This is a genomic window from Streptomyces polyasparticus, assembly GCF_014493765.1.
GTDB lineage: Bacteria > Actinomycetota > Actinomycetes > Streptomycetales > Streptomycetaceae > Streptomyces > Streptomyces polyasparticus.
The window spans coordinates 400,990-421,990 of the sequence record NZ_JACTVJ010000011.1; the positions used below are offsets into that span (position 1 = coordinate 400,990).

The window sequence follows — 21,001 nt, forward strand, 5'->3', positions numbered from 1 at the left end:
CTCAGCCCGCCGCTTCCTTGCGCCGGGCACGGTAGGCGGCCACATGCAGGCGGTTCCCGCAGGTACGGCTGTCGCAGTAGCGCCGTGAGCGATTGCGGGACAGATCCACGAAGGCCCGCCGGCAGTCCGGCGCCTCGCAGCGCCGCAGCCGCTCCTGCTCGCCCGCGACCACGAAGAACGCCAGCGCCATGCCGCAGTCCGCCGCGAGATGGTCGGCGACCGAGGCGCCCGGCGCGAAGTAGTGCACGTGCCAGTCGAAGCCGTCGTGGTCGGTCAGCTGCGGAGTCGTGCCGGCCGAGGCGACCAGCTCGTTGATCAGCGCCGCCGCCCGTGCCGCGTCCTCGGCCGCGAACACCTCGCAGAACCGGTCCCTGATCCCTCGTACCGCCTCGAGATCCCGCTCGGTCAGCACACCCACGTCGCTGATGTCGTGCTCCCGCACGAACTCCTCGAGATCGGTCAGCAAGGACAGAGCGTCGACCCCGTCGGCGCCCTCGTCATCGGGTGCCGTGTTCACGAGATCGACCACGGCGTCCAGCGCGCACCGGGTGTCGTGGGTGATCAGCACATTCGCTCCCTGCACATGATGGCCGGACCGCTGCCCGCCAATTGCTGGCCGATGCTAGCGGCTGTCCCGCAGCGGGCCCCTGCCCACCTGCCCAGGCCCGCTCGAGACATGCACTGTGCCTGGATATCTCGAGACGTGCGCTGTGCCTGGACATGGGGGCTTGTGCCAACAAACAACGGTGCCGTCGCCGCGGAGGTTCCCGCGGCGACGGCACCGGTCACTGCCTGTATGCGGTTGTCTTGGCCCGGACCGTCTCCCCGAGTGGACGGCGCCGGGCTGCTCCCTGCTGGCTCAGTTCTCGGCCAGGATGTGCGAGAGCTCCGTATCGAGATCGAAGTGGCGGTGTTCGGTGCCCGGGGGCACAGCGGCGTCGGTCCTCTTCAGGAACGACTCCAGGGCCCGCGCCGGGGCCTCGAGCAATGCCTCTCCTTCCGGGGAGCTCAGGGCGATGCAGACGACGCCCTGTCCGTGGCTGCGGGACGGCCAGACACGGACGTCACCGGTGCCTGTGGGGCGGTGCAGCCCCTCGGCGAGAAGATCGCGGGCGAAGACCCACTCGACGGTCTCCTCCGCTCCGGTGTGGAAGGTTGCGTGCACGGCGTAGGGGTCGGCCGTGTCATACCGCAGTCCTGCGGGTACAGGCAGTGAGGACTCGCTCGACACAACGAGGCGCAGGTGCAGCTCGCAGCTGACCGTGGTGTTCATAAGCGCCAGGGCCTTTCGCTCAGTGTGCGCTCGGGGATTCGCACGTCGGCGAAATCGACATGCCACCTACGGTGCCGTTGTAAACCCCTCTGAGGGATTTGAGTCGGTTTTGGTAGCTCGTACAGCGGAGTCCGTCTTCGAGCGATAGAGCCATTCCGGTGAACGGTTTCTGTCCGGTAATGTTTGGCGGCATGAATACGGGGAGTAGCGGGCCGGACGAGACCGTCGGCACCGCGGCAGACAAGGACACCGAACACGAGGTGCTCGGGACGACCGTGACCGAGGAGGGGCTCGGTTCCAAGGCGCCGGAGTTCATCAAGGCGCGCAGGGTGCTGCACCTGAGCTGGCAGGTGGGCATCTTCATCGTGGGGCTCGCGGTGGTCGTGGTCGGCATCATCATGCTGCCGCTGCCGGGTCCCGGATGGGTCGTGATCTTCGGCGGCATGGCGATCTGGGCGACCGAGTTCGTCTGGGCGCAGCTGGTGATGCGCTGGACGAAGCGCAAGCTCACGGAGGCGGCGCAGCGTGCGCTCGACCCGAAGGTGCGCCGGCGCAACATCATCCTGACGAGCATCGGCCTGGTGATCATCGGCGTGCTGCTCGGTATCTATCTCTGGAAGTACGGCTTCGTGATGCCGTGGAAGATCGGCGAGTGAACCGCTGACCGCGGGGGTGGTCCGGGACGCCCCTGACGTGCGGTAAAGTTCTTCCTGCGCCCGGGCGATTAGCTCAGTGGGAGAGCGCTTCGTTCACACCGAAGAGGTCACTGGTTCGAACCCAGTATCGCCCACCCGGACAAGAAGTCCGCGAGATTCCGTATCTCGCGGACTTCTTGCTTTTGCGGGGTAGTTGGCGCTTTTCGCGCACATTCCGACGATGCCGGTGCACACAGTTCTCCTGTCAGTGCATACGGCCCACAAGTTCCCTTAGCCGACGGGCATTTCGCAGTCGTTGTTCGTAGGTCGCGCCGAGGGTGAGCAGCAGTATTGCGGCAGCGGCGGGCGGCAGCCAGCGGGGGAGTGCGCCGACCACCTGCACTGCGTACGGGGCGAGTTCGTGCAGGGCCACCAGGGCGAGCGTGACCCCGCCGAGCGTGAGCGGGGCCTGCAGGCGGTGGCGGGCGCCGAGCAAGGTGACGAGCAGAGCCGCCGAGCCGAGCAGGAGCGGGCGCAGCCAGTGCTCGTCGCCCCAGGCCGCGGCGAGGCTGGGCAGGAGCGTCACCGCGAGGCCGGGGCCGTATGCCGTCCAGGACGAGGCCTCCGCGTCGCGGCGGCGGCGAAGGAGTCCGATCGCGAGGGCGGGGACGGTCACCGGGAGGGTGTACGCCTCGGGGGTGGTGATCTCCGATGCCGCAAGGCGGACCCAGGTGGCGAGCAGGAAGAGGGCGCCGGCGGTGTAGGCCGCGAGCGGGCGGCGGTCGGCGCGCAGGGCCGTGCCGGAGGCGATGACGCCGGTGAGGGCGAGCGCCAGGGACAGGGCCGGGGTGTGCGTCGCGGTGAGGCCGAGAGCCAGGGGCGCCGTGGCCGCGCCGGCCAGTTCCACGGGCAGTGCGTACGGCTTCGCGCGCAGCCGGGCGCCGAGCACGGCGGTGGCCGCCGGGATGACCAGGAGCGCGAACGCGGCGCGGTGTGCGGGCAGTTCGAGCGCGAAGGGGAGGGCCAGGGCGAGGCCGGCCGCGGCGGCGACGGCGGTGACGGCGAGCGTCGACTGGCGTGCGCCGGTCGGGTGCAGGGCCGTGGCGGCGACGGTCAGGGCCAGGAGGACGCCGAGTGCGGTGAGCGTGGCGCCCTCCGTGGCCAGGGCGAGCAGTGAGGCCGTGAGTGCGGAGGCGTAGAAGCAGGCCAGGGCCGTGACGGAGACGGCGCGGGCGGTGCCCATCCGTGTGCCGGTCGCGGGGCCCGTCCCCGTGCCGGTGGCTGTCTTCGCGTCGGGCGGGGCCTGTGAGGCCTCCGGCTCCGGGCGCTCTCCGGTGTCCGTACGCGGTGTCCTGCGGGCCGCGTGGACGGCCACGGCGAGGGCGAGCGCGGCCACGGACAGGTGGGCGGCCAGCTCGGCCGGGCGGGAGAGGTGCAGAGACAGAGGGAGCACGGCGAGCGCGGCCCAGAGGGCGGCAGTGGTGCCGGCGGCGGCGTGTACGCGCCACGCGCGGCCCGCGCCCAGGCGGTACGCACCCCAGAGCGTCACGGCGACGATCAGGAGCGCCGTCATCACGGCGAAGCCGTCCGCACCCGGTGTGGCCTTGCGGCCGGCGGCGCCCGACCACACGGCGTGGAGCTGCTCGGCCGCACCGAGCACGGATGTGCCGATCGCGGGCAGCGTCCAGGCCAGGACCAGGGCGCCCGCCGCGGCGGAGGTCCCGGCAACGCCCAGCCGTACCGGTCGCGGCAGCGAGCTTCGTACGAGCGTCAAAAGCGCGGCGGCGCAGAGGAGTTCGGCCACCACGGACCAGTCGTCGGGCAGGGCGGCGCGCAGGACGCCGGCCGTCGCGACGAGGACGGCGAGCGCGGCCACCGCCGCCGCGCCGGTCGCGAGCTCGGTGCGCGGAGTGCGCCATGCCGGGTACAGGGCGATCGCGGCCGCGCACAGGAGGTGGGCGGCCGCCTCGGCGGCGGCCGCGGGCGTCTCGGCGGTGAAGGCCAGGCCGGTGGCCGTGAGCAGGCCGACCATTCCGGTCGTGGCGGCGCCCGCGCCGGCTGTCGCGCGGACGGCCAGTCGGGTCAGCCGCAGGGCGGCGGCCGTGGCGGCCGCGGAGGTGACGAGGAGGGCGGCGCTGAGGAGATGCGGGCCTGCGTCCGAGGCCGCCCACCACAGCAGAAGGGGGAGTTGGGCGGTGGCGACGCCGGCCGGCAGGGGGAGGTGCAGGTCCTGCAGGAACAGGCCGTACGCCGTCCAGAGCGCGGCGAGTACCGCACAGGCGACGGCCGCGTAGGAGATCGGGTCGGTGTCCGGCAGGGCGGCGGTGTGCAGGGCGTACGCGTCCAGGACCGTCAGGAGCAGTCCGACCGCCGCGATCGCCTCGGCCGTCGAGGACAGGCCGCGGCGCAGCAGGACGGCCGGCAGGGCCAGCGCGCCGAGCGTGATCGTGGCGAGCACCGCGCTGCGGCCGCCGATGCCCATGGAGCCCCAGCTCACGACGGTGAAGGCGATGGCGCCGATGGCGAGCAGGATGCCGCCGAGGACGAGCAGCACGTTCTGGACACCCAGGGGAGCCGTCTCGCGGGGCCGGGGTGTCGGTGCGGGGCCGTTCCAGGCCCGCGCGGCCGGGGGTGCGCTCTGCTGCAGGACGCTGACCAGCCAGGCCCTGCGGGCCAGCAACTGGGCGCGGCGGGCGTCCAGTCGGGCGAGTTCGTGGTCGATGAGGCGCAGCTCGTCGGCCGGTGGCGGAATGCTCGTCATGTCACGGAGTGTGGTCCGCGTCATACGGCGGCGGATGCGCGCACGTACTCATCTCCCGCTGAGTACGTCCTGGGGCGACACTTGGGGCATGGACTGGAGTCACTACCGCTTCCGGAGTGTCTGGGATCTGCCGGCCGCGCCGGATGCGGTGTTCCGGGTGCTCGAGGAGGTGGAGGCGTACCCCTCCTGGTGGCGGGAGATCCGCGAGACGATTCCGCACGACGAGGAGACCGGGGTGGTGCGGATCCGGTCCTTCCTGCCGTACGAGCTGCTGGTCACCGTCCGCTCCGTACGGCGTGATCCCGTCGCCGGAGTGCTCGAAGTGGCCGCGAGCGGGGACCTCCTGGGGTGGGCCCGGTGGACCGTCTCCTCGTACGACGGCGGCGCGCGGGCGCTGTACGAGCAGGAAGTGCGGGTGCAGCGGGGGCTGATGCGGCGGTTCGCGGTGCCGGGACGGCCGGTGTTCCTGCTCAACCACGCGCTGATGATGCGCAATGGGAGACGTGGGCTGCGGGCCCACCTGCAACGAGTTTGAACGAGACCCGCCTCGACCTGTATGGTTCAGTGCGTTCCCGGGCGATTAGCTCAGTGGGAGAGCGCTTCGTTCACACCGAAGAGGTCACTGGTTCGAACCCAGTATCGCCCACGCTACGGGAGTAGGGAGTCGTGTCCGCGGAAAGCGCGGACCGGCTCCCTTCGCCGTTTCTGCGCGGCTTCGCCGCGCGTAGCGGGGGCTTCGCCACCCGCACCCCCTCGCTGTAGCCGGGCGTGGCCGGAAAATCAGGCCGCGGCCGGGAGCTCCGGGCGCAGGGGCCAGGCCGGGTCGACCGCCTCCATGGTGCCGGTGCGGGCGAACCAGGCCTGCAGGCCGCGGGTCTGCGCCGCGTGCCAGACCGCCTGGAGCGAGTGCAGCTCGGCAGGGTTGAGACGTTCGAGACGGGCCGCGAAGCGGCGTCCGATCTGGCGGATCACATCGAGGGACGCCCGGGCGTCGGCGGCCGCGTCATGGGCGCCCGCCAGCTCCACGCCGTAGTGCTCGCACAGGTCCGTCAGGGTGCGGCGGCCCTTGCGGTAGCGGTCCAGGTGCTTGTCGAGGACGCGCGGGTCGAGCACGCACAGCGGGTTGTTCTCCAGATAGCGGCCCAGGGACGACGCGCGGTGGCGGCGTAACTCCCGGTCGAGCAGCGTCAGGTCGAACGGTGCGTTCATGACGACCAAGGGCCGTCCCGACGCGTTGAGTTCGGCCAGCTCGCGGGCTATCTCCTCCATCACGGGGGAGGGCCAGCGGCCGTTGCGCTGCAGATGGTCGTCGGTCAGGCCGTGTACTTCCGTGGCGCCCGCGGGCACCGGTATCCCCGGGTTGACCAGCCAGCGGATCGTCCGCGCCCGCGCTCCCGCGGAGTCCTGGACCACGATCGCGGCGGACACGATGCGGTCGGTTTCCACGTCCACGCCGGTGGTTTCGGTGTCGAATGCGGCCAGGGGTCCCTCGTACCAGCACGTCATAGTGATGCAACTCCCTGTTCATTCCTGGCAGATGATGCGCTACCCCTGCCCCGACCTGGTGATGCCCGGCCCGTTTGCGGCGTATGCCGACCGGTCACAACACAAGTGACGGAAACGGCAGTTGACCGCCCGTCACGGGAGAATCTTTACTTTTCGATCACCTCGGCCCGCCCTGCGGGGCCGGGGTTCGGTCCCACCGGAAGGCTCGTCGACCATGGCGCTCGCGCAGCCCGAAAACAGTGGGCTGCTGCCCGAGCGGACCGCACCGCTGCGCGGCACCCTTGCCACCACCGCCTGCATGGAGACCCTGCAGGTGGGATATCTGCACGCCGTCGCGGCCGCCGCCGGGTGCTCCCTGTCGCAGCCCTTTCCGGACAACGGGATCGACTGGCACGTCAGCCACAGCGCACCCGGGCACGCGATCGACGACGAGGTCACCATCAAGGTGCAGCTCAAGGCCACGTACCAGACGGCGCCCAACCCCCCGGGCTCCGCCTTCTCGTTCACGCTCGACAACGAGCATCTGGCGAAGCTGGCCCGTACTCCCGTATCGGTGCACAAGATCCTGGTGGTGATGCTCGTGCCGCGTTCGCGGGAGGACTGGCTCAGAGCGAGCCATGACCGGCTCGATCTGCGGCACTGCTGCTACTGGGTCAACCTCGCCGGACACCGGATCACCGGCCGGCGCCGGACCACCGTACGCATACCGACGGCACGGATATTCGACGACCGGGCGCTCTGCGAGATCATGACGCGGGTCGGGACGGGAGGCAGGCCGTGATGCAGCACCGACCGACCGACGAACCGTTGAGGCCGCACCCTGTCGACGGGTTCGAGGCCGCCCCCGCTACGCGGGTAGACCCCGCCGTGCTGCGGGAGTTGCTCGACCGGCACGGCTGGCGGCGGCGTGGTGGCGCCGCCGGGCGCTATGCGCGCTGGACGCCGCCGGGCGGTTCCTCGACCACGAGTCTGCTCGTGCCCGAGAGCCGCGCCTTCCCCGACAGCGAGGATCTGCTCGACGAGGCGCTGCTCGCGCTGTCCCGCAGCGCCGCGCCGTCCGCACGCGAGGTGCTCGTGGCGCTCGCGCTGCCGAGCGACGAGGTGCGCTGGTCGCGCGATGTGCCGGCCGGGCCCGCGGGCACCGCGCCCTGGGCGGTGGAGGAGGAACTGCGGGGCGCGGCAAGGAGGATGCTGATCGCCGGGGCGCTCGCGCTGCGCGGACGCGCCGGGTACTACGGGGCCCGGCACCGCCGCCCCGCCACCGGTTCGCTCCGGGAGCTTCTGGTCGGACCCGCGCCCGGCGGCCGCGAACTGACGGCGTTCGTGCCCGTCGAGACTGGCCGCTCTCTTGTCGTACGGCTGCATCATGCGCTGTACGCGGCCAGGGAGGCCATCGACTATCAGCGGGCCACCGGTGGGATGGAGGCCTTCGACACGGCGATCGAGGCCGGCGTCAGCCAGGAGCTGACCGAGGCGGTCGTCGCGCTGGTGCGCGGCACCGAGGGCGCGCGCGTCACCTTCGCCTGGGCGCCCGCGGCCGGGGTGCCCGAGGGGTGCGCGCCGCGGCCCGAGGCCGTGGAGTTCTCGCCCGGTGATCTTCCGGTGCTCCGGGAGGCGGGTGCGCGCTACCTGCGCGAGGAGCCCGCCCTTCCCGTACGGATCACCGGCACCGTCGTACGGATGCGGCGCAACGGGCCGCGGGGCATGGGCACGGTGCGGCTGAGGGTCATCGCGGGCGCGGACGTGCCGCATGTGCGCCTCAGCCTGGACGAGGAGGCGTACCGGATCGCGGGCAGCGCGCACCTGGTCGGGCTGCCGATCCGGGTCAGCGGGCGCCTGGAGAGCAGGGGCGGGTTCCGGCGGCTCACGGGGGCGTCGGATGTGGTCCCGGTGCAGGTGGATGAGGCGGTGCGGGATCGGATGATGAAGTCGCTGCAGGAGAACCTGGACTTCTTCGAGGAGGCCTGCGCCGGCGAGGACGGGGACTGAAGGGCTTCGAGGACGGGGACCGAGGGGGCGCGTGGGCGGGTGCCGGGCGGCCCGTGGCCGGGGGCTGCGGGGGGCCGGGTAACCGTTTCGCGATCGGTGGGGTCGGCTCGGTACGATTCGATCTGCGTGGCCATTCGTACGGCGACGCCACCCCTTCAGCTAGGAGAGACCCGTGTCTGACGTCCGTGTGATCATCCAACGCGATTCCGAGCGGGAAGAACGCGTGGTGACTACGGGCACTACGGCCGCGGAGCTCTTCGCCGGCGAGCGCACCATCGTCGCCGTCCGGGTCGCGGGCGAGCTCAAGGACCTCGCGTACGAGCCGGCCGACGGCGACGAGGTCGAGGCCGTCGAGGTCTCGTCCCAGGACGGTCTGAACATCCTGCGCCACTCCACCGCGCACGTCATGGCGCAGGCCGTGCAGGAGCTGTTCCCCGAGGCCAAGCTCGGTATCGGCCCGCCCATCAAGGACGGCTTCTACTACGACTTCGACGTCAAGGAGCCCTTCACCCCCGAGGACCTCAAGCGCATCGAGAAGAAGATGCAGGAGATCCAGAAGCGGGGGCAGCGCTTCTCGCGCCGTGTCACCACCGACGAGGACGCTCGCGTCGAGCTCGCCGACGAGCCGTACAAGCTGGAGCTCATCGGCCTCAAGGGCAATGCCGCGCAGGCTGCCGACGGCGCGGACGCCGAGGTGGGCGCCGGCGAGCTGACCATCTACGACAACCTGGACGCCAAGACCGGTGACCTGTGCTGGAAGGACCTCTGCCGCGGTCCCCACCTGCCCACCACCCGTGTCATCCCCGCGTTCAAGCTGATGCGCTCGGCCGCCGCGTACTGGCGCGGCAGCGAGAAGAACCCGCAGCTGCAGCGCATCTACGGCACCGCGTGGCCGTCGAAGGACGAGCTCAAGGCGTACCTGGACTTCCTGGCCGAGGCCGAGAAGCGCGACCACCGCAAGCTGGGCGCGGAGCTCGATCTGTTCTCCTTCCCGGAGGAGCTCGGCCCCGGTCTCGCGGTGTTCCACCCCAAGGGCGGTGTGATCCGCAAGGTCATGGAGGACTACTCGCGCAAGGCGCACGAGACCTCCGGCTACGAGTTCGTGAACACCCCGCACATCTCGAAGGAGAAGCTCTTCGAGATCTCGGGTCATCTGCCGCACTACTCGGACGGCATGTTCCCGCCCATCGAGTTCGACGAGCAGAACTACCGCCTCAAGGCGATGAACTGCCCGATGCACAACCTGATCTTCAAGTCCCGCGGCCGCTCGTACCGTGAACTGCCGCTGCGGCTCTTCGAGTTCGGCACCGTGTACCGGTACGAGAAGTCGGGCGTCGTGCACGGGCTGACCCGCTCGCGCGGCTTCACCCAGGACGACTCGCACATCTACTGCACCAAGGAGCAGATGCCGGACGAGCTCGACACGCTCCTGACCTTCGTGCTCGACCTGCTGCGCGACTACGGTCTGACCGAGTTCGAGCTGGAGCTGTCCACTCGCGACGACTCCGACAAGTTCATCGGCACCGACGAGGACTGGGCCGAGGCCACCGAGGCGCTGCGGCTCGCGGCCGAGAAGCAGAACCTGCCGCTGGTCGCCGACCCGGGTGGTGCCGCGTACTACGGGCCGAAGATCTCCGTGCAGGTCAAGGACGCGATCGGCCGGTCCTGGCAGATGTCGACCATCCAGGTCGACTTCAACCAGCCCAAGCGCTTCAACCTCGAGTACACCGCGGGCGACGGTTCGCGTCAGCAGCCGGTCATGATCCACCGCGCGCTGTTCGGTTCGATCGAGCGGTTCTTCGGTGTGCTCCTTGAGCACTACGCGGGTGCGTTCCCGGCGTGGCTGGCCCCCGTGCAGGCCGTCGGTATCCCGATCGGGGACGCGCACGTGGAGTACCTGGAGGAGTTCGCGTCCAAGGCGCGTGCGCAGGGTCTGCGGGTCGAGGTCGACTCCTCCTCGGACCGTATGCAGAAGAAGATCCGCAACCAGCAGAAGGCCAAGGTGCCCTTCATGGTCATCGCGGGCGACGAGGACATGAACGCCGGTTCGGTGTCCTTCCGCTACCGCGACGGCTCGCAGGAGAACGGCATCCCGGTCGACGAGGCCATCGCGAAGATCGCGAAGGTGGTCGAGGAGCGGGTGCAGATCTGATCTGCTGCGCGTTCCGTACGAGTTGGCTGTACGAGTTGTTCCGTACGAGGCCCCGGGCGTGCTGCCCGGGGCCTCGTGCCGTCGCGGGGGTCAGCGCCTGTTGCGGGCCCGGCGCTTGGCGTCCTCAAGCGTGAAGACCTGGATCAGCCAGGACGAGAACGAACCGGTCACCGCGCCGAGCAGGCCGAGGCCGCAGGCCATCAGGGCGACCGCGACGAGACGGCCCACGGGGGTGACGGGGGCCTTGTCGCCGTAGCCGACGGTCGAGAGCGTGCTGCAGGTCCACCAGACCGCGTCGCCGAAGGTGGTGATGTTCGCGCCGGGTGCGAGGCGTTCGTGGTGGTAGACGGCCAGGGCGCCGGCGAAGCCGAGCAGCAGAACCGAGAGACCGGCGTAGACCATGACGCGGGCGTACAGGCTCAGGCGGGGTTCGCCGTGCCGCATCTGGATGGCCTCGTAGAGGCGGACCACGCGCAGCGGGCGCAGGAGCGGCAGGAGCAGGACCAAGGTCTCCAGCCAGTGCGTGCGGATGTACTTCAGGCCGCGGCCGCTCATCCGCCAGCGCACCCCGTAGTCCACGGCGAACAGGGCCCAGGCGCCGAGGACCACGGCGAAACAGACGTGGCGCCAGACCTGGGGCATGTCGTGCACGAGGACCTGGGCGGCGTAGGCGCCGAGGAACAGCATCGAGCCGACCGCGAGCGGGATTTCGGTGCGCCTGCGCCAGCGCTCCTGCGGGCTGTCGTGATCCATCCGGTCAGCTTCGCCGCAGGGGTCGCCGGGAGGGCCCCGGCGACACGCTGCGAACGGGCGAAGCCATATGCTGCACAGCATGACGAGTGAGCCGGAGCAGCAGATCGGAGTGGGGACCAAGGACGCGTTCCAGCGCCTGTGGACGCCCCATCGGATGGCCTATATCCAGGGCGAGAACAAGCCCACGGGGCCGGGCGCCGACGACGGCTGCCCCTTCTGCTCGATCCCGGGCAAGTCCGACGAGGACGGCCTGGTCGTGGCACGCGGCGAGCAGGTGTACGCGGTGCTCAATCTGTATCCTTACAACGGCGGCCATCTGATGGTCGTGCCCTACCGGCACGTGGCGGACTACACCGAGCTGACCGGTCCCGAGACCGCCGAGCTGGGCGAGCTCACCAAGCAGGCGATGAGCGCGCTGCGCACCGCTTCGGGTGCGCACGGGTTCAACATCGGGATGAACCAGGGGACCGTGGCCGGCGCCGGGATCGCGGCCCATCTGCACCAGCACATCGTGCCGCGCTGGGGTGGCGACACCAACTTCATGCCGGTGGTCGGGCACACCAAGATCCTGCCGCAACTGCTCGCCGACACCCGCAAGATGCTGGCGGACGCCTGGGTCGTGGGCTGATCTCCGTCTCGGTCGTGGGCTGAACGGCATGAGAGGCGGGCCCGGTTGCCGATGCGCCGGGCCCGCACCCATGATCACGCGTCGTACACATCCGCCTTGCGCGGCGTCGGGTCCTGGACCAGGCCGCTGAGGATGAGCGAGCGGTTGTCCCAGCGCTCGGTGTCCACGCCGTTCTCCTTGAGGACCTTGAGCGTGGCGGCGTGCACCACCCGCAGCACCGGTGTCGCCGTGCGCAGGGCGTCGTCGGCCATGAAGCGGTGCCGCCAGGGCTTGTCGGCCCAGGCGTGCCGCAGTCCGAAGGGCTCGGGCAGGACCAGCTTGCCGCCGAGGAAGTCGAGGATCGGCGGATACCAGGTGAAGGGCGCGCGGGCCGCGAGCCGCACCACCTCGGAGGCGCTCACGAGCGGCTGGCTGACCTCCTTGACCTCCCAGAACCTGATGGTCTTGGCGACTTCCTTGACCTTGGGCTTCGGCTTCGTGGTGAACAGGGAGTGGACGGGGCCCAGCGCATGGCCGGTGACTTCGACCCGGAGCGTGTGGTGGAGGACCGTCACAGTGATCAGCATGGTGATCACCAACTGGCCGTCCCACAGCCGGAACTGCACACCCAGGTAGTGGCGGTCACCGCTGCCGAACTGCTGCTCATTGCAGATCCGCTGTATCTCGTGGCCCTTGATCTGATACGCCTCGACATCCGTGCCCTTGGGGCGCGCGACCTCCTTGGCGTTCTCGCCGACGGGCGTGACGATCCAGTGGCGTATCGAAGGGGTGGGGAAGCCGCCCGTGTGCAGCGGGCCGCGCTCCAGGAGCCGCAGCTGGTCGTGGACCGCGCGGATGACGTCCCAGCTGCGGAAGGGGTGGATCTCCGCGTCCGGGTCGCGTGCGGTCAGCTCCTCGGCGAGCTGCCAGCTGCCCCACCGCGTGCCCATGCCGAGGATGCCCTTGGGGCCCGCATAGAACACCGAGTTGGACTGCTGCTCGGCGGTGAGCCGGGCCAGGCCCTGGCGCAGCCGCTCGGCCGCCGTCTCGTTGGGGTTGGTGGGCACCGCCTCGGGGATCTTCGCGCCGATGCCGCCGCCGGCGAGCAGGCTCTCCCAGCGCAGGCGCAGATCCTTGGCGGTGCGCTCGCAGATCTGCTTGGCGAGCAGCCAGCCGATCACCGGGGCCACGATCATGGCGCGCAGATAGATGCCGGCGAGGCCGGTGAACGGCAGCCGGATCAGGAAGAGCAGCAGCAGACCGCCGCCGGCGACGAGGATCGCCGTGGACAGGGCCTGGGTGCGCTTGTCCTTCTGGTCGCCGATCCACTTGCGGGCCTGGAAGATCAGCAGCCAGATCAGCAGGCCGGGCAGGAAGAGGACCCCGAACACGCCCATCACCACGGTGAGTTGGGCGTCCCGCTGCTTGCGGATCCCGGTCGCGGCGAGGCAGTGCTCGACCACGGCCTGCGGCTCGGTGCCGAACGACTGGATCAGCGGCTTGCGCGCACCGCCGAGCGTGCGCACCTGCACGGCGCGTGAGAAGGCCTCGCCCAGGTCCGGCTTGAAGAGCGACAACTTGCCCTTCTTTATCTCGGACTTGTGCCACTCGCTGTTGGCCTTGAGTATCTCGTCGACCTCGGTGTCCCGGTACGCGGCCGAGGCCAGGGCATGCGTCGCCGCGGTCTCGCCCGCGGCGCCCGAAAGCGGCACCTGGGCACCCGGCCTGAAATCGAAGCCCGAATCGAAATCGTTCGCCACTGCCGCCCCCATCGCCGCAACGTCGCTCCTGCGGCCTTTCCCGACTTCCGTACCCGGCACACCTTTTGGCTGGCTCTCAGCCCGCGGCCCGGGGGCCGGATGCGCAGATCGACAATGTATCGGGCGGCAGCGAGAGGCGTCCGGGCCTGTGGAAAACCGGTCGGGAAGGTTATCCACAGGCCCCGCATGCGCTAGCTCGAACTCCCCGCCTCCTCCCGCAACTTGGCGGCCTGCTGCGGCGGCATCGGCTCATGCCGCGCATAGCGCCTGCTGAAGCGTCCGGTGCCGTGCGAGAGCGAGCGCAGATCGACCGCGTACCGTCCGATCTCGATCTCCGGCACCTCGGCCCGTACGAGCGTGCGCCCGCCCGGCGACTGTTCGGTGCCGATCACGCGGCCGCGCCGCCCGGAAAGATCGCTCATCACGGCGCCCACATAGTCGTCCGCGACCAGGATCTGCACCTCGCTGACCGGCTCCAGGAGATGGATCGTCATCCCCGAGGCCGCCTCGCGCAGCGCAAGGGCGCCCGCCGTCTGGAACGCGGCGTCGGAGGAGTCCACCGAGTGCGCCTTGCCGTCGAGCAGCGTGACGCGCACGTCCACCAGCGGATACCCCAGCGCGACGCCGCGCGTGGCCTGTGCCCGTACACCCTTCTCGACCGACGGGATGAACTGCCGCGGCACCGCACCGCCGACGACCTTGTCGACGAACTCGATACCCGCGCCGCCCGGCAGCGGCTCCACCTCGATCTCGCAGATCGCGAACTGGCCGTGCCCGCCGGACTGCTTCACATGCCGGCCGCGCGCCGCCGCCTTGCCCGCGAACGTCTCGCGCAGCGACACCTTGTGCGGGACGACGTCGACCTGCACCCCGAACCGGTTGCGCAGGCGCTCCAGAGCCACATCGGCATGGGCCTCGCCCAGGCACCACAGGACCACCTGATGGGTGTCCTGGTTCTGCTCAAGCCGCATCGTCGGATCCTCGGCGACCAGCCGCGACAGGCCCTGCGAGAGCTTGTCCTCGTCCGGCTTGCTGTGCGCCTGGATGGCCAGCGGCAGCAGCGGGTCGGGCATGGTCCACGGCCGCATCAGGAGCGGATCGTCCTTGGCGGACAGCGTGTCCCCGGTCTCGGCCCGGCTCAGCTTCGCCACACAGGCCAGGTCTCCCGCGATGGCCTTGGTGAGGGTGCGCTGCTGCTTGCCGAACGGTGAGGACAGGGCCCCGATCCGCTCGTCCACGTCGTGGTCCTCGTGTCCGCGGTCGGCCAGACCGTGGCCCGACACATGCACGGTCTCGTCCGGACGCAAGGTCCCCGAGAAGATCCGTACGAGAGAAATCCGCCCCACGTACGGATCTGAGGAGGTCTTCACGACCTCGGCGACCAGCGGTCCCTCCGGATCGCACGCGGCCACCTCGCGCGGTGCGCCGGACGGGGTGGTGACCTCGGGTGCCGGGCGTTCCAGGGGAGTGGGAAAGCCGCCCGTGATCAGTTCGAGGAGTTCCACCGTGCCCAGGCCCTGCTTGGAGCCCTCGGCGGCGGGCGCCGCGGCGAGCACCGGGTGGAAGATGCCGCGGGCCACCGCGGTCTCCAGATCGCCCACGAGGGTCTTGAAGTCCAGTTCCTCGCCGCCCAGATAGCGGTCCATGAGGGACTCGTCCTCGCTCTCGGCGATGATCCCCTCGATGAGCCGGTTGCGGGCCTCCTCGATCAGCGGCAGCTCCTCGCCGGACGGCGGGCGCTCCTTGCGCTCGCCGGAGGAGTAGTCGAAGACCTTCTGCGAGAGCAGCCCGATCAGACCGTGCACCGGCGCGTGCCCGTCGGCCCCTGCCTCGCCGTGCAGCGGCAGGTACAGCGGCAGTACGGCATCGGGGTCGTCCCCGCCGAAGGTCTCGGCGCAGGCCCGGGTCATCTGCTCGAAGTCGGCCCGTGCCGCTTCCAGGTGCGTGACCACGATGGCCCGCGGCATGCCGACCGCCGCGCACTCGTCCCACACCATGCGGGTGGCGCCCGAGATGCCCTCTGTGCCCTCGGCCGCCGAGACAACGAAAAGGGCCGCGTCCGCTGCTCGCAGACCGGCCCGCAGTTCCCCGACGAAATCCGCGTATCCCGGAGTGTCGAGGAGGTTGATCTTGATCCCGCCCCATTCGACGGGGACGAGGGACAGCTGGACCGAGCGTTGCTGGCGATGCTCGATCTCGTCGTAGTCGGAGACGGTGCCGCCGTCCTCCACACGGCCCGCCCTGTTCACCGCCCCCGCGGTGAGTGCGAGGGCCTCCACCAGAGTCGTCTTGCCGCAGCCGCTGTGGCCGACCAGCACCACATTCCGTACGGACGCGGGATGGTCGGCCGTCAGAGCCCTGCCGGCGGCCCCAGGGTGTGCATTTGCCTTGTCGCCCATGCCTTGCCTCCCGGTTTCATGCGCGGTGAGGAGTAGGGCGCGGACACGCGGAAACCGCGTGCTGGGATCAGGCTCGAAATGGGCCGGCGGCTTCGGCGACGCCCGCGGTCATTCGAGCTTTCCACTCAGGTCCCTCCCCGTCCATACGTCGTACGGGATCGCCCGGCCGCACGTACGGGATCGCCCGCCCGCGCGTACGGGATCGCCCGGCTGCACCCGCGGACAGGGGCTGAGCGGGTGGACCCGACTGCTCCGTGGCTACGATGGGCCCGCCGGTGGCCGCTGGGGCCGCGCGGCCCGCCACCCCCCTTGGGAAGAGGCTCGAAGGCCATGCTGAACAAGTACGCGCGTGCGTTCTTCACGCGTGTTCTCACGCCGTTCGCCGCGTTTCTGCTCCGCCGGGGGGTCAGCCCCGACGCGGTCACCCTGATCGGGACGGCCGGTGTGGTGGCGGGTGCGCTGTACTTCTTCCCGCGCGGGGAGTTCTTCTGGGGCACCATCGTCATCACCCTGTTCGTGTTCTCCGACCTCGTGGACGGGAACATGGCGCGCCAGGCCGGGATCTCCAGCCGCTGGGGCGCCTTCCTCGACTCGACGCTGGACCGGGTCGCCGACGGAGCGATCTTCGGCGGCTTCGCGCTCTGGTACGCGGGCAAGGGCGACGACAACATCCTGTGCGCGGTCGCCATCTTCTGTCTGGCGAGCGGCCAGGTCGTCTCGTACACGAAGGCACGTGGCGAATCGATCGGCCTGCCCGTCGCGGTGAACGGTCTGATCGAGCGCGCCGAGCGCCTGGTGATCTCGCTGGTCGCGGCCGGTCTCGCGGGCCTGCACACGTTCGGGGTGCCCGGTATCGACGTCCTGCTGCCGATCGCGCTGTGGATCGTGGCCGTGGGCTCCCTGGTCACCCTTGGCCAGCGGGTCGTGACGGTGCGCCGGGAGTCGGCCGAGGCGGACGCGGAAGCCGCTGCCGCCGCAGCCGCCACGGAGCAGGGGAGCGCGGCGACCGACAACGAGAGTGCGGCACGGGGGAGCGAGACGGCCTGATGAGCAAGACAACGGAGAAGCTGACGGACGCGCTGTACGGACTCGGCTGGGGGACGGTCAAGAAGCTCCCCGAGCCGGTCGCGGTCCGCCTCGGCCGGACCATCGCCGACATCGCGTGGAAGAAGCGCGGCAAGGGCGTGCAGCGTCTGGAGGCCAACTACGCACGGGTCGTTCCTGACGCGAGCCCCGAGCGGCTCGCGGAGCTGTCCAAGGCGGGCATGCGCTCGTACATGCGCTACTGGATGGAGTCCTTCCGGCTGCCGGCCTGGTCCGAGGACCGCATCCGCAAGGGCCTGGTCATCAAGGACGTCCACCGCCTGACCGACGCCCTCGCCTCCGACAAGGGCGTGGTCCTCGCGCTGCCGCACCTGGCCAACTGGGATCTGGCCGGCGCCTGGCTCACCACCGAGATGAAGACGCCGTTCACCACGGTGCAGGAACGGCTCAAGCCGGAATCCCTGTACGACCGGTTCGTGGCGTACCGCAGCAGCCTCGGCATGGAGGTCCTGCCGCACACCGGAGGGTCCGCCTTCGGGATCCTCGCCCGGCGCCTGCGCGCGGGGGGTGCGGTGTGCCTGGTGGCGGACCGTGATCTGTCCTCCTCCGGTGTCGAGGTGAAGTTCTTCGGCGAGACCACCCGGATGCCCGCGGGCCCCGCGATGCTGGCCCAGCAGACGGGGGCGGTGCTGCTTCCGGTCACCCTTTGGTACGACGACACCTCGGTGATGAAGGGCCGTATCCACGCGCCCGTCGAAATCCCCGAGACAGGTACCCGGCCCGAGAAGACGTCCTCGATGACGCAGGCCCTGGCGGACGCCTTCGCCACGGGCATCGCCGATCACCCGGAGGACTGGCACATGCTGCAGCGGCTGTGGCTCGCGGACCTTGATCCCGAAAAGGCCCCACGCCCCCAGAAGGGGACGCAGTGAAGATCGGCATCGTCTGCCCGTACTCCTGGGACGTGCCGGGCGGCGTCCAGTTCCACATCCGCGACCTCGCCGAGCACCTGATCCGGCTCGGCCACGAGGTGTCCGTGCTCGCCCCGGCCGACGACGACACCCCGCTGCCGCCGTACGTGGTGTCGGCGGGCCGCGCCGTTCCCGTGCCGTACAACGGGTCGGTCGCGCGTCTGAGCTTCGGGTTCCTCTCGGCGGCGCGCGTACGGCGCTGGCTGCACGACGGCACCTTCGACGTGATCCACATCCATGAGCCGGCCTCGCCCTCGCTGGGTCTGCTGACCTGCTGGGCCGCGCAGGGCCCGATCGTCGCCACCTTCCACACCTCGACCGCACGGTCGCGGGCGATGGTCGCCGCGTATCCGATCCTGCAGCACGCCCTGGAGAAGATCAGCGCGCGGATCGCGGTCAGCGAGTACGCGCGCCGCACGTTGGTCGAGCACCTCGGCGGCGACGCCGTGGTCATCCCCAACGGTGTCGACGTGGACTTCTTCGCGCGGGCCGAGCCCAAGGCCGAATGGCAGGGGAACACCCTCGGCTTCATCGGCCGGATCGACGAGCCCCGCAAGGGACTTCCCGTCCTGATGAAGGCGCTGCCGAAGATCCTCGCGGAGCGCCCCGAGACCCGGCTGCTCGTCGCGGGCCGCGGCGACGAGGAGGAAGCCGTCGCGTCGCTGCCCTCCGAGATGCGCTCGCGCGTCGAGTTCCTCGGCATGGTCAGCGACGAGGACAAGGCGCGGCTCCTGCGCAGTGTCGATGTGTACGTGGCACCCAACACCGGCGGCGAGAGCTTCGGCATCATCCTCGTCGAGGCCCTGTCCGCGGGCGCACCCGTGCTCGCCTCGGACCTGGACGCGTTCGCCCAGGTACTCGACCAAGGCGCGGCCGGCGACCTGTTCGCGAACGAGGACGCCGACGACCTGGCCGCCTCCGCCCTGCGCCTGCTCGGCGACGCCGACCGCCGCGCGGGGCTCAGCGAACGGGGCAGCGCCCATGTGCGCCGCTTCGACTGGTCGACGGTCGGCGCGGACATTCTGGCCGTGTACGAGACGGTGACGGACGGCACGACCTCGGTCGCGGCGGACGAACGGGCCACGGGGCTGCGGGCGCGGTTCGCGCGGGCGCGGGACTGAGGGCGGTGGGCTGAGGGCGCGGGACCGAGAGCCCAGGACCGACCGCTCGCGAACGAGGGGCCGGTCCTCCCCGGACCCGTCTACCTGGGCGTGAGCAGCGGCCACACCTCCCCGTCGGCTTGCTCTCCCCAGACCGGATCCCCATGCGCGTACCCCGGTACGACCTGGAAGGTGACGTGCCGGTTGCCGCCCCGGCGGATCAGCTCCGCGCCCAGCGGGAAGCCGCCGCGGCCGAGCTCCATGTTGACCCAGACGACCTCGGCGCCGATCCGGTCCCAGGCGATGACGTCGTCGCCGGCCCAGACGGCGCACAGGTCCCGCAGCAGGGCATGCGGAATCAGCCCGCTGCCCAGGGCCGCCGTGGCCTCGCCCCACACCGCCAGCGGGCTGTGCGCCAGCGTGAAGCGGTCCTCTGCGGGGGAGGCGCCGAAGGTGTACGTGCCCGCGGCGTGGCCCTGGCGGTAGATCCAGTTGGCCGGCCCCGGCAGGGTGGCGGTGCGGATCAGGGCGTAGTGCGCGAGGCCCGCATGCGTGAACCGGGTCGCCGGATCGACCGGCCGCGGCACCGGGCTTGCGCCGTCCGGATCGGACAGCGCACGGGCGAGCAGCCCCTTCAAGCCCGGGTCGTTGACGTACGAGCCCTGGTCGATCAGCGCCTGGAACGCATCGCGTGCCTGCCCCGCGCGCACCGCCAGGTCCCCCTCGTACGGGCCGGTGGTGTCGAGCACGACGACCCGCTCAAGTCGCTTTCCGACGCCGTGACTTGCGAGGTCGAGCGCGAGCGCGGCGCCCGCCGAGTGGCCGATGAGCCGGTACGGGAGACCTAGCGCGGCGTCCACGGCGTCGATCACGCGGCGGGCATCCGCACGGTGCGCGGCCAGGCCCCGGTCGGCGGTGATGTCGGCGGCCGTCGCGAGGTCCTCGCGGGGCGTGATGCCGATGACGAGGTGGCCGAGCCGGCGCAGATGGTGGGCGAGGTTGCGCTCGCGCGGAGTGAAGAAGTTCGCCGTGAAGTTCAGGCCGCCGCCAGGGAGCAGGTAGGCGACGGACTGCGGCCGCTGTGCCGTGTCGGCGAGGACGTCCACCGCATAGGGCACACCGCCGTCCTCGACCAGGAACCTGGTGCGCGTCCAGCCGATGCCCCGGTCCACCGGAGTGGCTGTTGCGCCCAGCGCACCGGCCAACTCCCCGAGTGCGCCCGCCGATCGACCGGCCGCCGCCGCCCCGCCTCCCAGCGCCGCCGTCGCGACCCCCGCCGCGCCCGCGGCGAGTACCCGCCGTCTGTCCATGATTCCCCCCTGAGGTCGGCCGGGCCGCGGACGTGAAGGCGCGACGCCCAGGTCCCGGTAGCCTTTCCGCCCGTGACCGTAACGCTGATCTGGATCGCCGTAGCCCTGTTCGCCATCGGCTTGTATCTGAGCTGGACCGCCGGACGCCTCGACCGGCTGCACGCCCGGATCGACGCGGCGCGGGCGGCACTTGACGCCCAGCTCCTGCGCCGGGCCTCGGTCGCACAGGAGCTGGCCACGTCGAATGTGCTCGATCCGGCGGCTTCGATCGTGCTCTACGAGGCGGCGCACGCCGCGCGTCAGGCCGAGGAGGAGCAGCGCGAGGTCGTCGAGAGCGACCTGAGCCAGGCGCTGCGCGCGGTGTTCGGGGACGCCGACCAGGTCGAGGCCGTACGCGAGGCGCCCGGTGGCGCGGAGGCCGCGGAGGAGCTGGCGCAGGCGGTCCGCCGCGTGCCGATGGCGCGGCGCTTCCACAACGACGCTGTCCGGGCGGCGCGGGCGCTGCGGCGCCATCGCAAGGTGCGGCTGTTCCGGCTCGCGGGGCACGCGCCCTTCCCGATGGCCTTCGAGATGGACGACGAACCGCCGGCCGCGCTGGCCGACAGGCCTGGCACCTAGGCGGACCGGCCCGGCGGCGTAAGCCCCTGACCAGGCGGTACGGCACCCCCGTACCGGAAAATGAGCCACCGGCTACACATTGGCCCTTGTTGTGGACTGCTCCGGGGAAGAGGCTCGGAGCAT

General features: G+C 70.8%; 18 protein-coding genes and 2 tRNA genes. 12 read left to right on the forward strand and 8 right to left on the reverse strand.

Translation table 11 applies throughout. From position 1 onward, the window contains the following. Nucleotide 1: 1 nt before the first annotated feature. Together H9Y04_RS23925 and H9Y04_RS23930 are read right to left on the reverse strand one after the other, a co-directional pair. Nucleotides 2-568, reverse strand: a complete 567-nt coding sequence (locus H9Y04_RS23925) for a CGNR zinc finger domain-containing protein (protein WP_187816039.1) — start codon at nt 566-568, stop codon at nt 2-4. A 291-nt stretch (nt 569-859) separates the two neighbouring features. Then, nucleotides 860-1,273: an SsgA family sporulation/cell division regulator gene (locus H9Y04_RS23930; RefSeq protein ID WP_003987206.1), complete on the reverse strand. Its 414-nt coding sequence runs from the start codon at nt 1,271-1,273 to the stop codon at nt 860-862. A 191-nt stretch (nt 1,274-1,464) separates the two neighbouring features. Here H9Y04_RS23930 and H9Y04_RS23935 point away from each other — a divergent pair, with 191 nt between their 5' ends. Then, entirely contained in the window at nt 1,465-1,929 is a 465-nt protein-coding gene (locus H9Y04_RS23935) for a TIGR02611 family protein (protein ID WP_187816040.1), read from the forward strand. A 62-nt stretch (nt 1,930-1,991) separates the two neighbouring features. Then, nucleotides 1,992-2,063 (forward strand) — tRNA-Val (locus tag H9Y04_RS23940). A 110-nt stretch (nt 2,064-2,173) separates the two neighbouring features. Here H9Y04_RS23940 and H9Y04_RS23945 read toward each other — a convergent pair. Then, on the reverse strand, nt 2,174-4,669 hold the full coding sequence (locus H9Y04_RS23945; RefSeq protein ID WP_236071261.1) for an SCO7613 C-terminal domain-containing membrane protein: 2,496 nt from the start codon (nt 4,667-4,669) through the stop codon (nt 2,174-2,176). 88 nt (nt 4,670-4,757) lie between these two features. Here H9Y04_RS23945 and H9Y04_RS23950 point away from each other — a divergent pair, with 88 nt between their 5' ends. Beyond that, on the forward strand, nt 4,758-5,204 hold the full coding sequence (locus H9Y04_RS23950) for an SRPBCC family protein (RefSeq protein WP_187816042.1): 447 nt from the start codon (nt 4,758-4,760) through the stop codon (nt 5,202-5,204). A gap of 39 nt (nt 5,205-5,243) precedes the next feature. Next, a tRNA-Val gene (locus H9Y04_RS23955) sits at nt 5,244-5,315 on the forward strand. A 134-nt stretch (nt 5,316-5,449) separates the two neighbouring features. On the opposite strand, the gene H9Y04_RS23960 is transcribed toward H9Y04_RS23955, so the two are convergent. Beyond that, complete coding sequence (locus tag H9Y04_RS23960; protein WP_187816043.1) at nt 5,450-6,175, reverse strand: 3'-5' exonuclease; 726 nt, start codon at nt 6,173-6,175, stop codon at nt 5,450-5,452. 214 nt (nt 6,176-6,389) lie between these two features. Between H9Y04_RS23960 and H9Y04_RS23965 the strand changes: the two genes are divergently transcribed. The 3 genes from H9Y04_RS23965 (at nt 6,390) to thrS (ending at nt 10,316) form a co-directional block, all read left to right on the forward strand. Beyond that, nucleotides 6,390-6,956 (forward strand): DUF4365 domain-containing protein, encoded by a 567-nt coding sequence (locus tag H9Y04_RS23965; RefSeq protein ID WP_187816044.1) that lies wholly within the window; start codon nt 6,390-6,392, stop codon nt 6,954-6,956. Continuing rightward, complete coding sequence (locus H9Y04_RS23970) at nt 6,956-8,164, forward strand: hypothetical protein (protein WP_187816045.1); 1,209 nt, start codon at nt 6,956-6,958, stop codon at nt 8,162-8,164. Before H9Y04_RS23965 ends, H9Y04_RS23970 begins: the two co-directional genes overlap by 1 nt. Nucleotides 8,165-8,336: 172 nt before the next feature. Further along, on the forward strand, nt 8,337-10,316 hold the full coding sequence (gene thrS / locus H9Y04_RS23975; protein WP_187816046.1) for a threonine--tRNA ligase: 1,980 nt from the start codon (nt 8,337-8,339) through the stop codon (nt 10,314-10,316). Nucleotides 10,317-10,406: 90 nt separating this feature from the next. Here thrS and H9Y04_RS23980 read toward each other — a convergent pair whose 3' ends face one another. Further along, nucleotides 10,407-11,069, reverse strand: coding sequence for a potassium channel family protein (locus tag H9Y04_RS23980; protein WP_187816047.1), 663 nt, complete (start codon nt 11,067-11,069; stop codon nt 10,407-10,409). Between the two features lie 67 nt (nt 11,070-11,136). Here H9Y04_RS23980 and H9Y04_RS23985 point away from each other — a divergent pair, with 67 nt between their 5' ends. After that, nucleotides 11,137-11,697 (forward strand): HIT family protein, encoded by a 561-nt coding sequence (locus tag H9Y04_RS23985; RefSeq protein ID WP_187816048.1) that lies wholly within the window; start codon nt 11,137-11,139, stop codon nt 11,695-11,697. Between the two features lie 74 nt (nt 11,698-11,771). Here H9Y04_RS23985 and H9Y04_RS23990 read toward each other — a convergent pair whose 3' ends face one another. After that, nucleotides 11,772-13,448, reverse strand: coding sequence for an AbeC-like domain-containing protein (locus tag H9Y04_RS23990; RefSeq protein ID WP_187816049.1), 1,677 nt, complete (start codon nt 13,446-13,448; stop codon nt 11,772-11,774). Nucleotides 13,449-13,627: 179 nt separating this feature from the next. Then, nucleotides 13,628-15,835: an elongation factor G-like protein EF-G2 gene (locus tag H9Y04_RS23995; RefSeq protein ID WP_187816050.1), complete on the reverse strand. Its 2,208-nt coding sequence runs from the start codon at nt 15,833-15,835 to the stop codon at nt 13,628-13,630. Nucleotides 15,836-16,165: 330 nt separating this feature from the next. On the opposite strand from H9Y04_RS23995, the gene pgsA reads away from it, so the two are divergent. From pgsA to H9Y04_RS24010, 3 genes are read left to right on the forward strand one after another with little or no spacing between them, the layout of a single operon-like run. Next, nucleotides 16,166-16,882 carry a phosphatidylinositol phosphate synthase gene (gene pgsA / locus H9Y04_RS24000; protein ID WP_187816051.1) on the forward strand — a complete coding sequence of 239 codons (717 nt, stop codon included), beginning with the start codon at nt 16,166-16,168 and terminating at the stop codon, nt 16,880-16,882. Further along, a complete protein-coding gene (locus H9Y04_RS24005; protein ID WP_187816052.1) occupies nt 16,882-17,811 on the forward strand; it encodes a phosphatidylinositol mannoside acyltransferase in 930 nt (309 codons plus the stop codon). Before pgsA ends, H9Y04_RS24005 begins: the two co-directional genes overlap by 1 nt. After that, nucleotides 17,808-18,971: a glycosyltransferase family 4 protein gene (locus H9Y04_RS24010; RefSeq protein WP_187816053.1), complete on the forward strand. Its 1,164-nt coding sequence runs from the start codon at nt 17,808-17,810 to the stop codon at nt 18,969-18,971. The genes H9Y04_RS24005 and H9Y04_RS24010 overlap by 4 nt, the downstream gene beginning before the upstream one ends. Nucleotides 18,972-19,051: 80 nt before the next feature. Here the strand turns inward: H9Y04_RS24010 and H9Y04_RS24015 are convergent, their stop codons facing one another. After that, nucleotides 19,052-20,260: a hypothetical protein gene (locus H9Y04_RS24015; protein WP_187816054.1), complete on the reverse strand. Its 1,209-nt coding sequence runs from the start codon at nt 20,258-20,260 to the stop codon at nt 19,052-19,054. Between the two features lie 72 nt (nt 20,261-20,332). Here H9Y04_RS24015 and H9Y04_RS24020 point away from each other — a divergent pair, with 72 nt between their 5' ends. Further along, nucleotides 20,333-20,878, forward strand: coding sequence for a hypothetical protein (locus H9Y04_RS24020; RefSeq protein ID WP_187816055.1), 546 nt, complete (start codon nt 20,333-20,335; stop codon nt 20,876-20,878). Nucleotides 20,879-21,001 lie beyond the last annotated feature (123 nt).

What these genes read in the sequence shown, in the direction of transcription:
- H9Y04_RS23930 (WP_003987206.1), bottom strand. Translation starts at nt 1,273, where the DNA reads ATGAACACCACGGTCAGCTGCGAGCTGCACCTGCGCCTCGTTGTGTCG.
- H9Y04_RS23935 (WP_187816040.1), top strand. Translation starts at nt 1,465, where the DNA reads ATGAATACGGGGAGTAGCGGGCCGGACGAGACCGTCGGCACCGCGGCA.
- H9Y04_RS23945 (WP_236071261.1), bottom strand. Translation starts at nt 4,669, where the DNA reads ATGACGAGCATTCCGCCACCGGCCGACGAGCTGCGCCTCATCGACCAC.
- H9Y04_RS23950 (WP_187816042.1), top strand. Translation starts at nt 4,758, where the DNA reads ATGGACTGGAGTCACTACCGCTTCCGGAGTGTCTGGGATCTGCCGGCC.
- H9Y04_RS23960 (WP_187816043.1), bottom strand. Translation starts at nt 6,175, where the DNA reads ATGACGTGCTGGTACGAGGGACCCCTGGCCGCATTCGACACCGAAACC.
- H9Y04_RS23965 (WP_187816044.1), top strand. Translation starts at nt 6,390, where the DNA reads ATGGCGCTCGCGCAGCCCGAAAACAGTGGGCTGCTGCCCGAGCGGACC.
- H9Y04_RS23970 (WP_187816045.1), top strand. Translation starts at nt 6,956, where the DNA reads ATGCAGCACCGACCGACCGACGAACCGTTGAGGCCGCACCCTGTCGAC.
- H9Y04_RS23980 (WP_187816047.1), bottom strand. Translation starts at nt 11,069, where the DNA reads ATGGATCACGACAGCCCGCAGGAGCGCTGGCGCAGGCGCACCGAAATC.
- H9Y04_RS23985 (WP_187816048.1), top strand. Translation starts at nt 11,137, where the DNA reads ATGCTGCACAGCATGACGAGTGAGCCGGAGCAGCAGATCGGAGTGGGG.
- H9Y04_RS23990 (WP_187816049.1), bottom strand. Translation starts at nt 13,448, where the DNA reads ATGGGGGCGGCAGTGGCGAACGATTTCGATTCGGGCTTCGATTTCAGG.
- H9Y04_RS23995 (WP_187816050.1), bottom strand. Translation starts at nt 15,835, where the DNA reads ATGGGCGACAAGGCAAATGCACACCCTGGGGCCGCCGGCAGGGCTCTG.
- pgsA (WP_187816051.1), top strand. Translation starts at nt 16,166, where the DNA reads ATGCTGAACAAGTACGCGCGTGCGTTCTTCACGCGTGTTCTCACGCCG.
- H9Y04_RS24005 (WP_187816052.1), top strand. Translation starts at nt 16,882, where the DNA reads ATGAGCAAGACAACGGAGAAGCTGACGGACGCGCTGTACGGACTCGGC.
- H9Y04_RS24015 (WP_187816054.1), bottom strand. Translation starts at nt 20,260, where the DNA reads ATGGACAGACGGCGGGTACTCGCCGCGGGCGCGGCGGGGGTCGCGACG.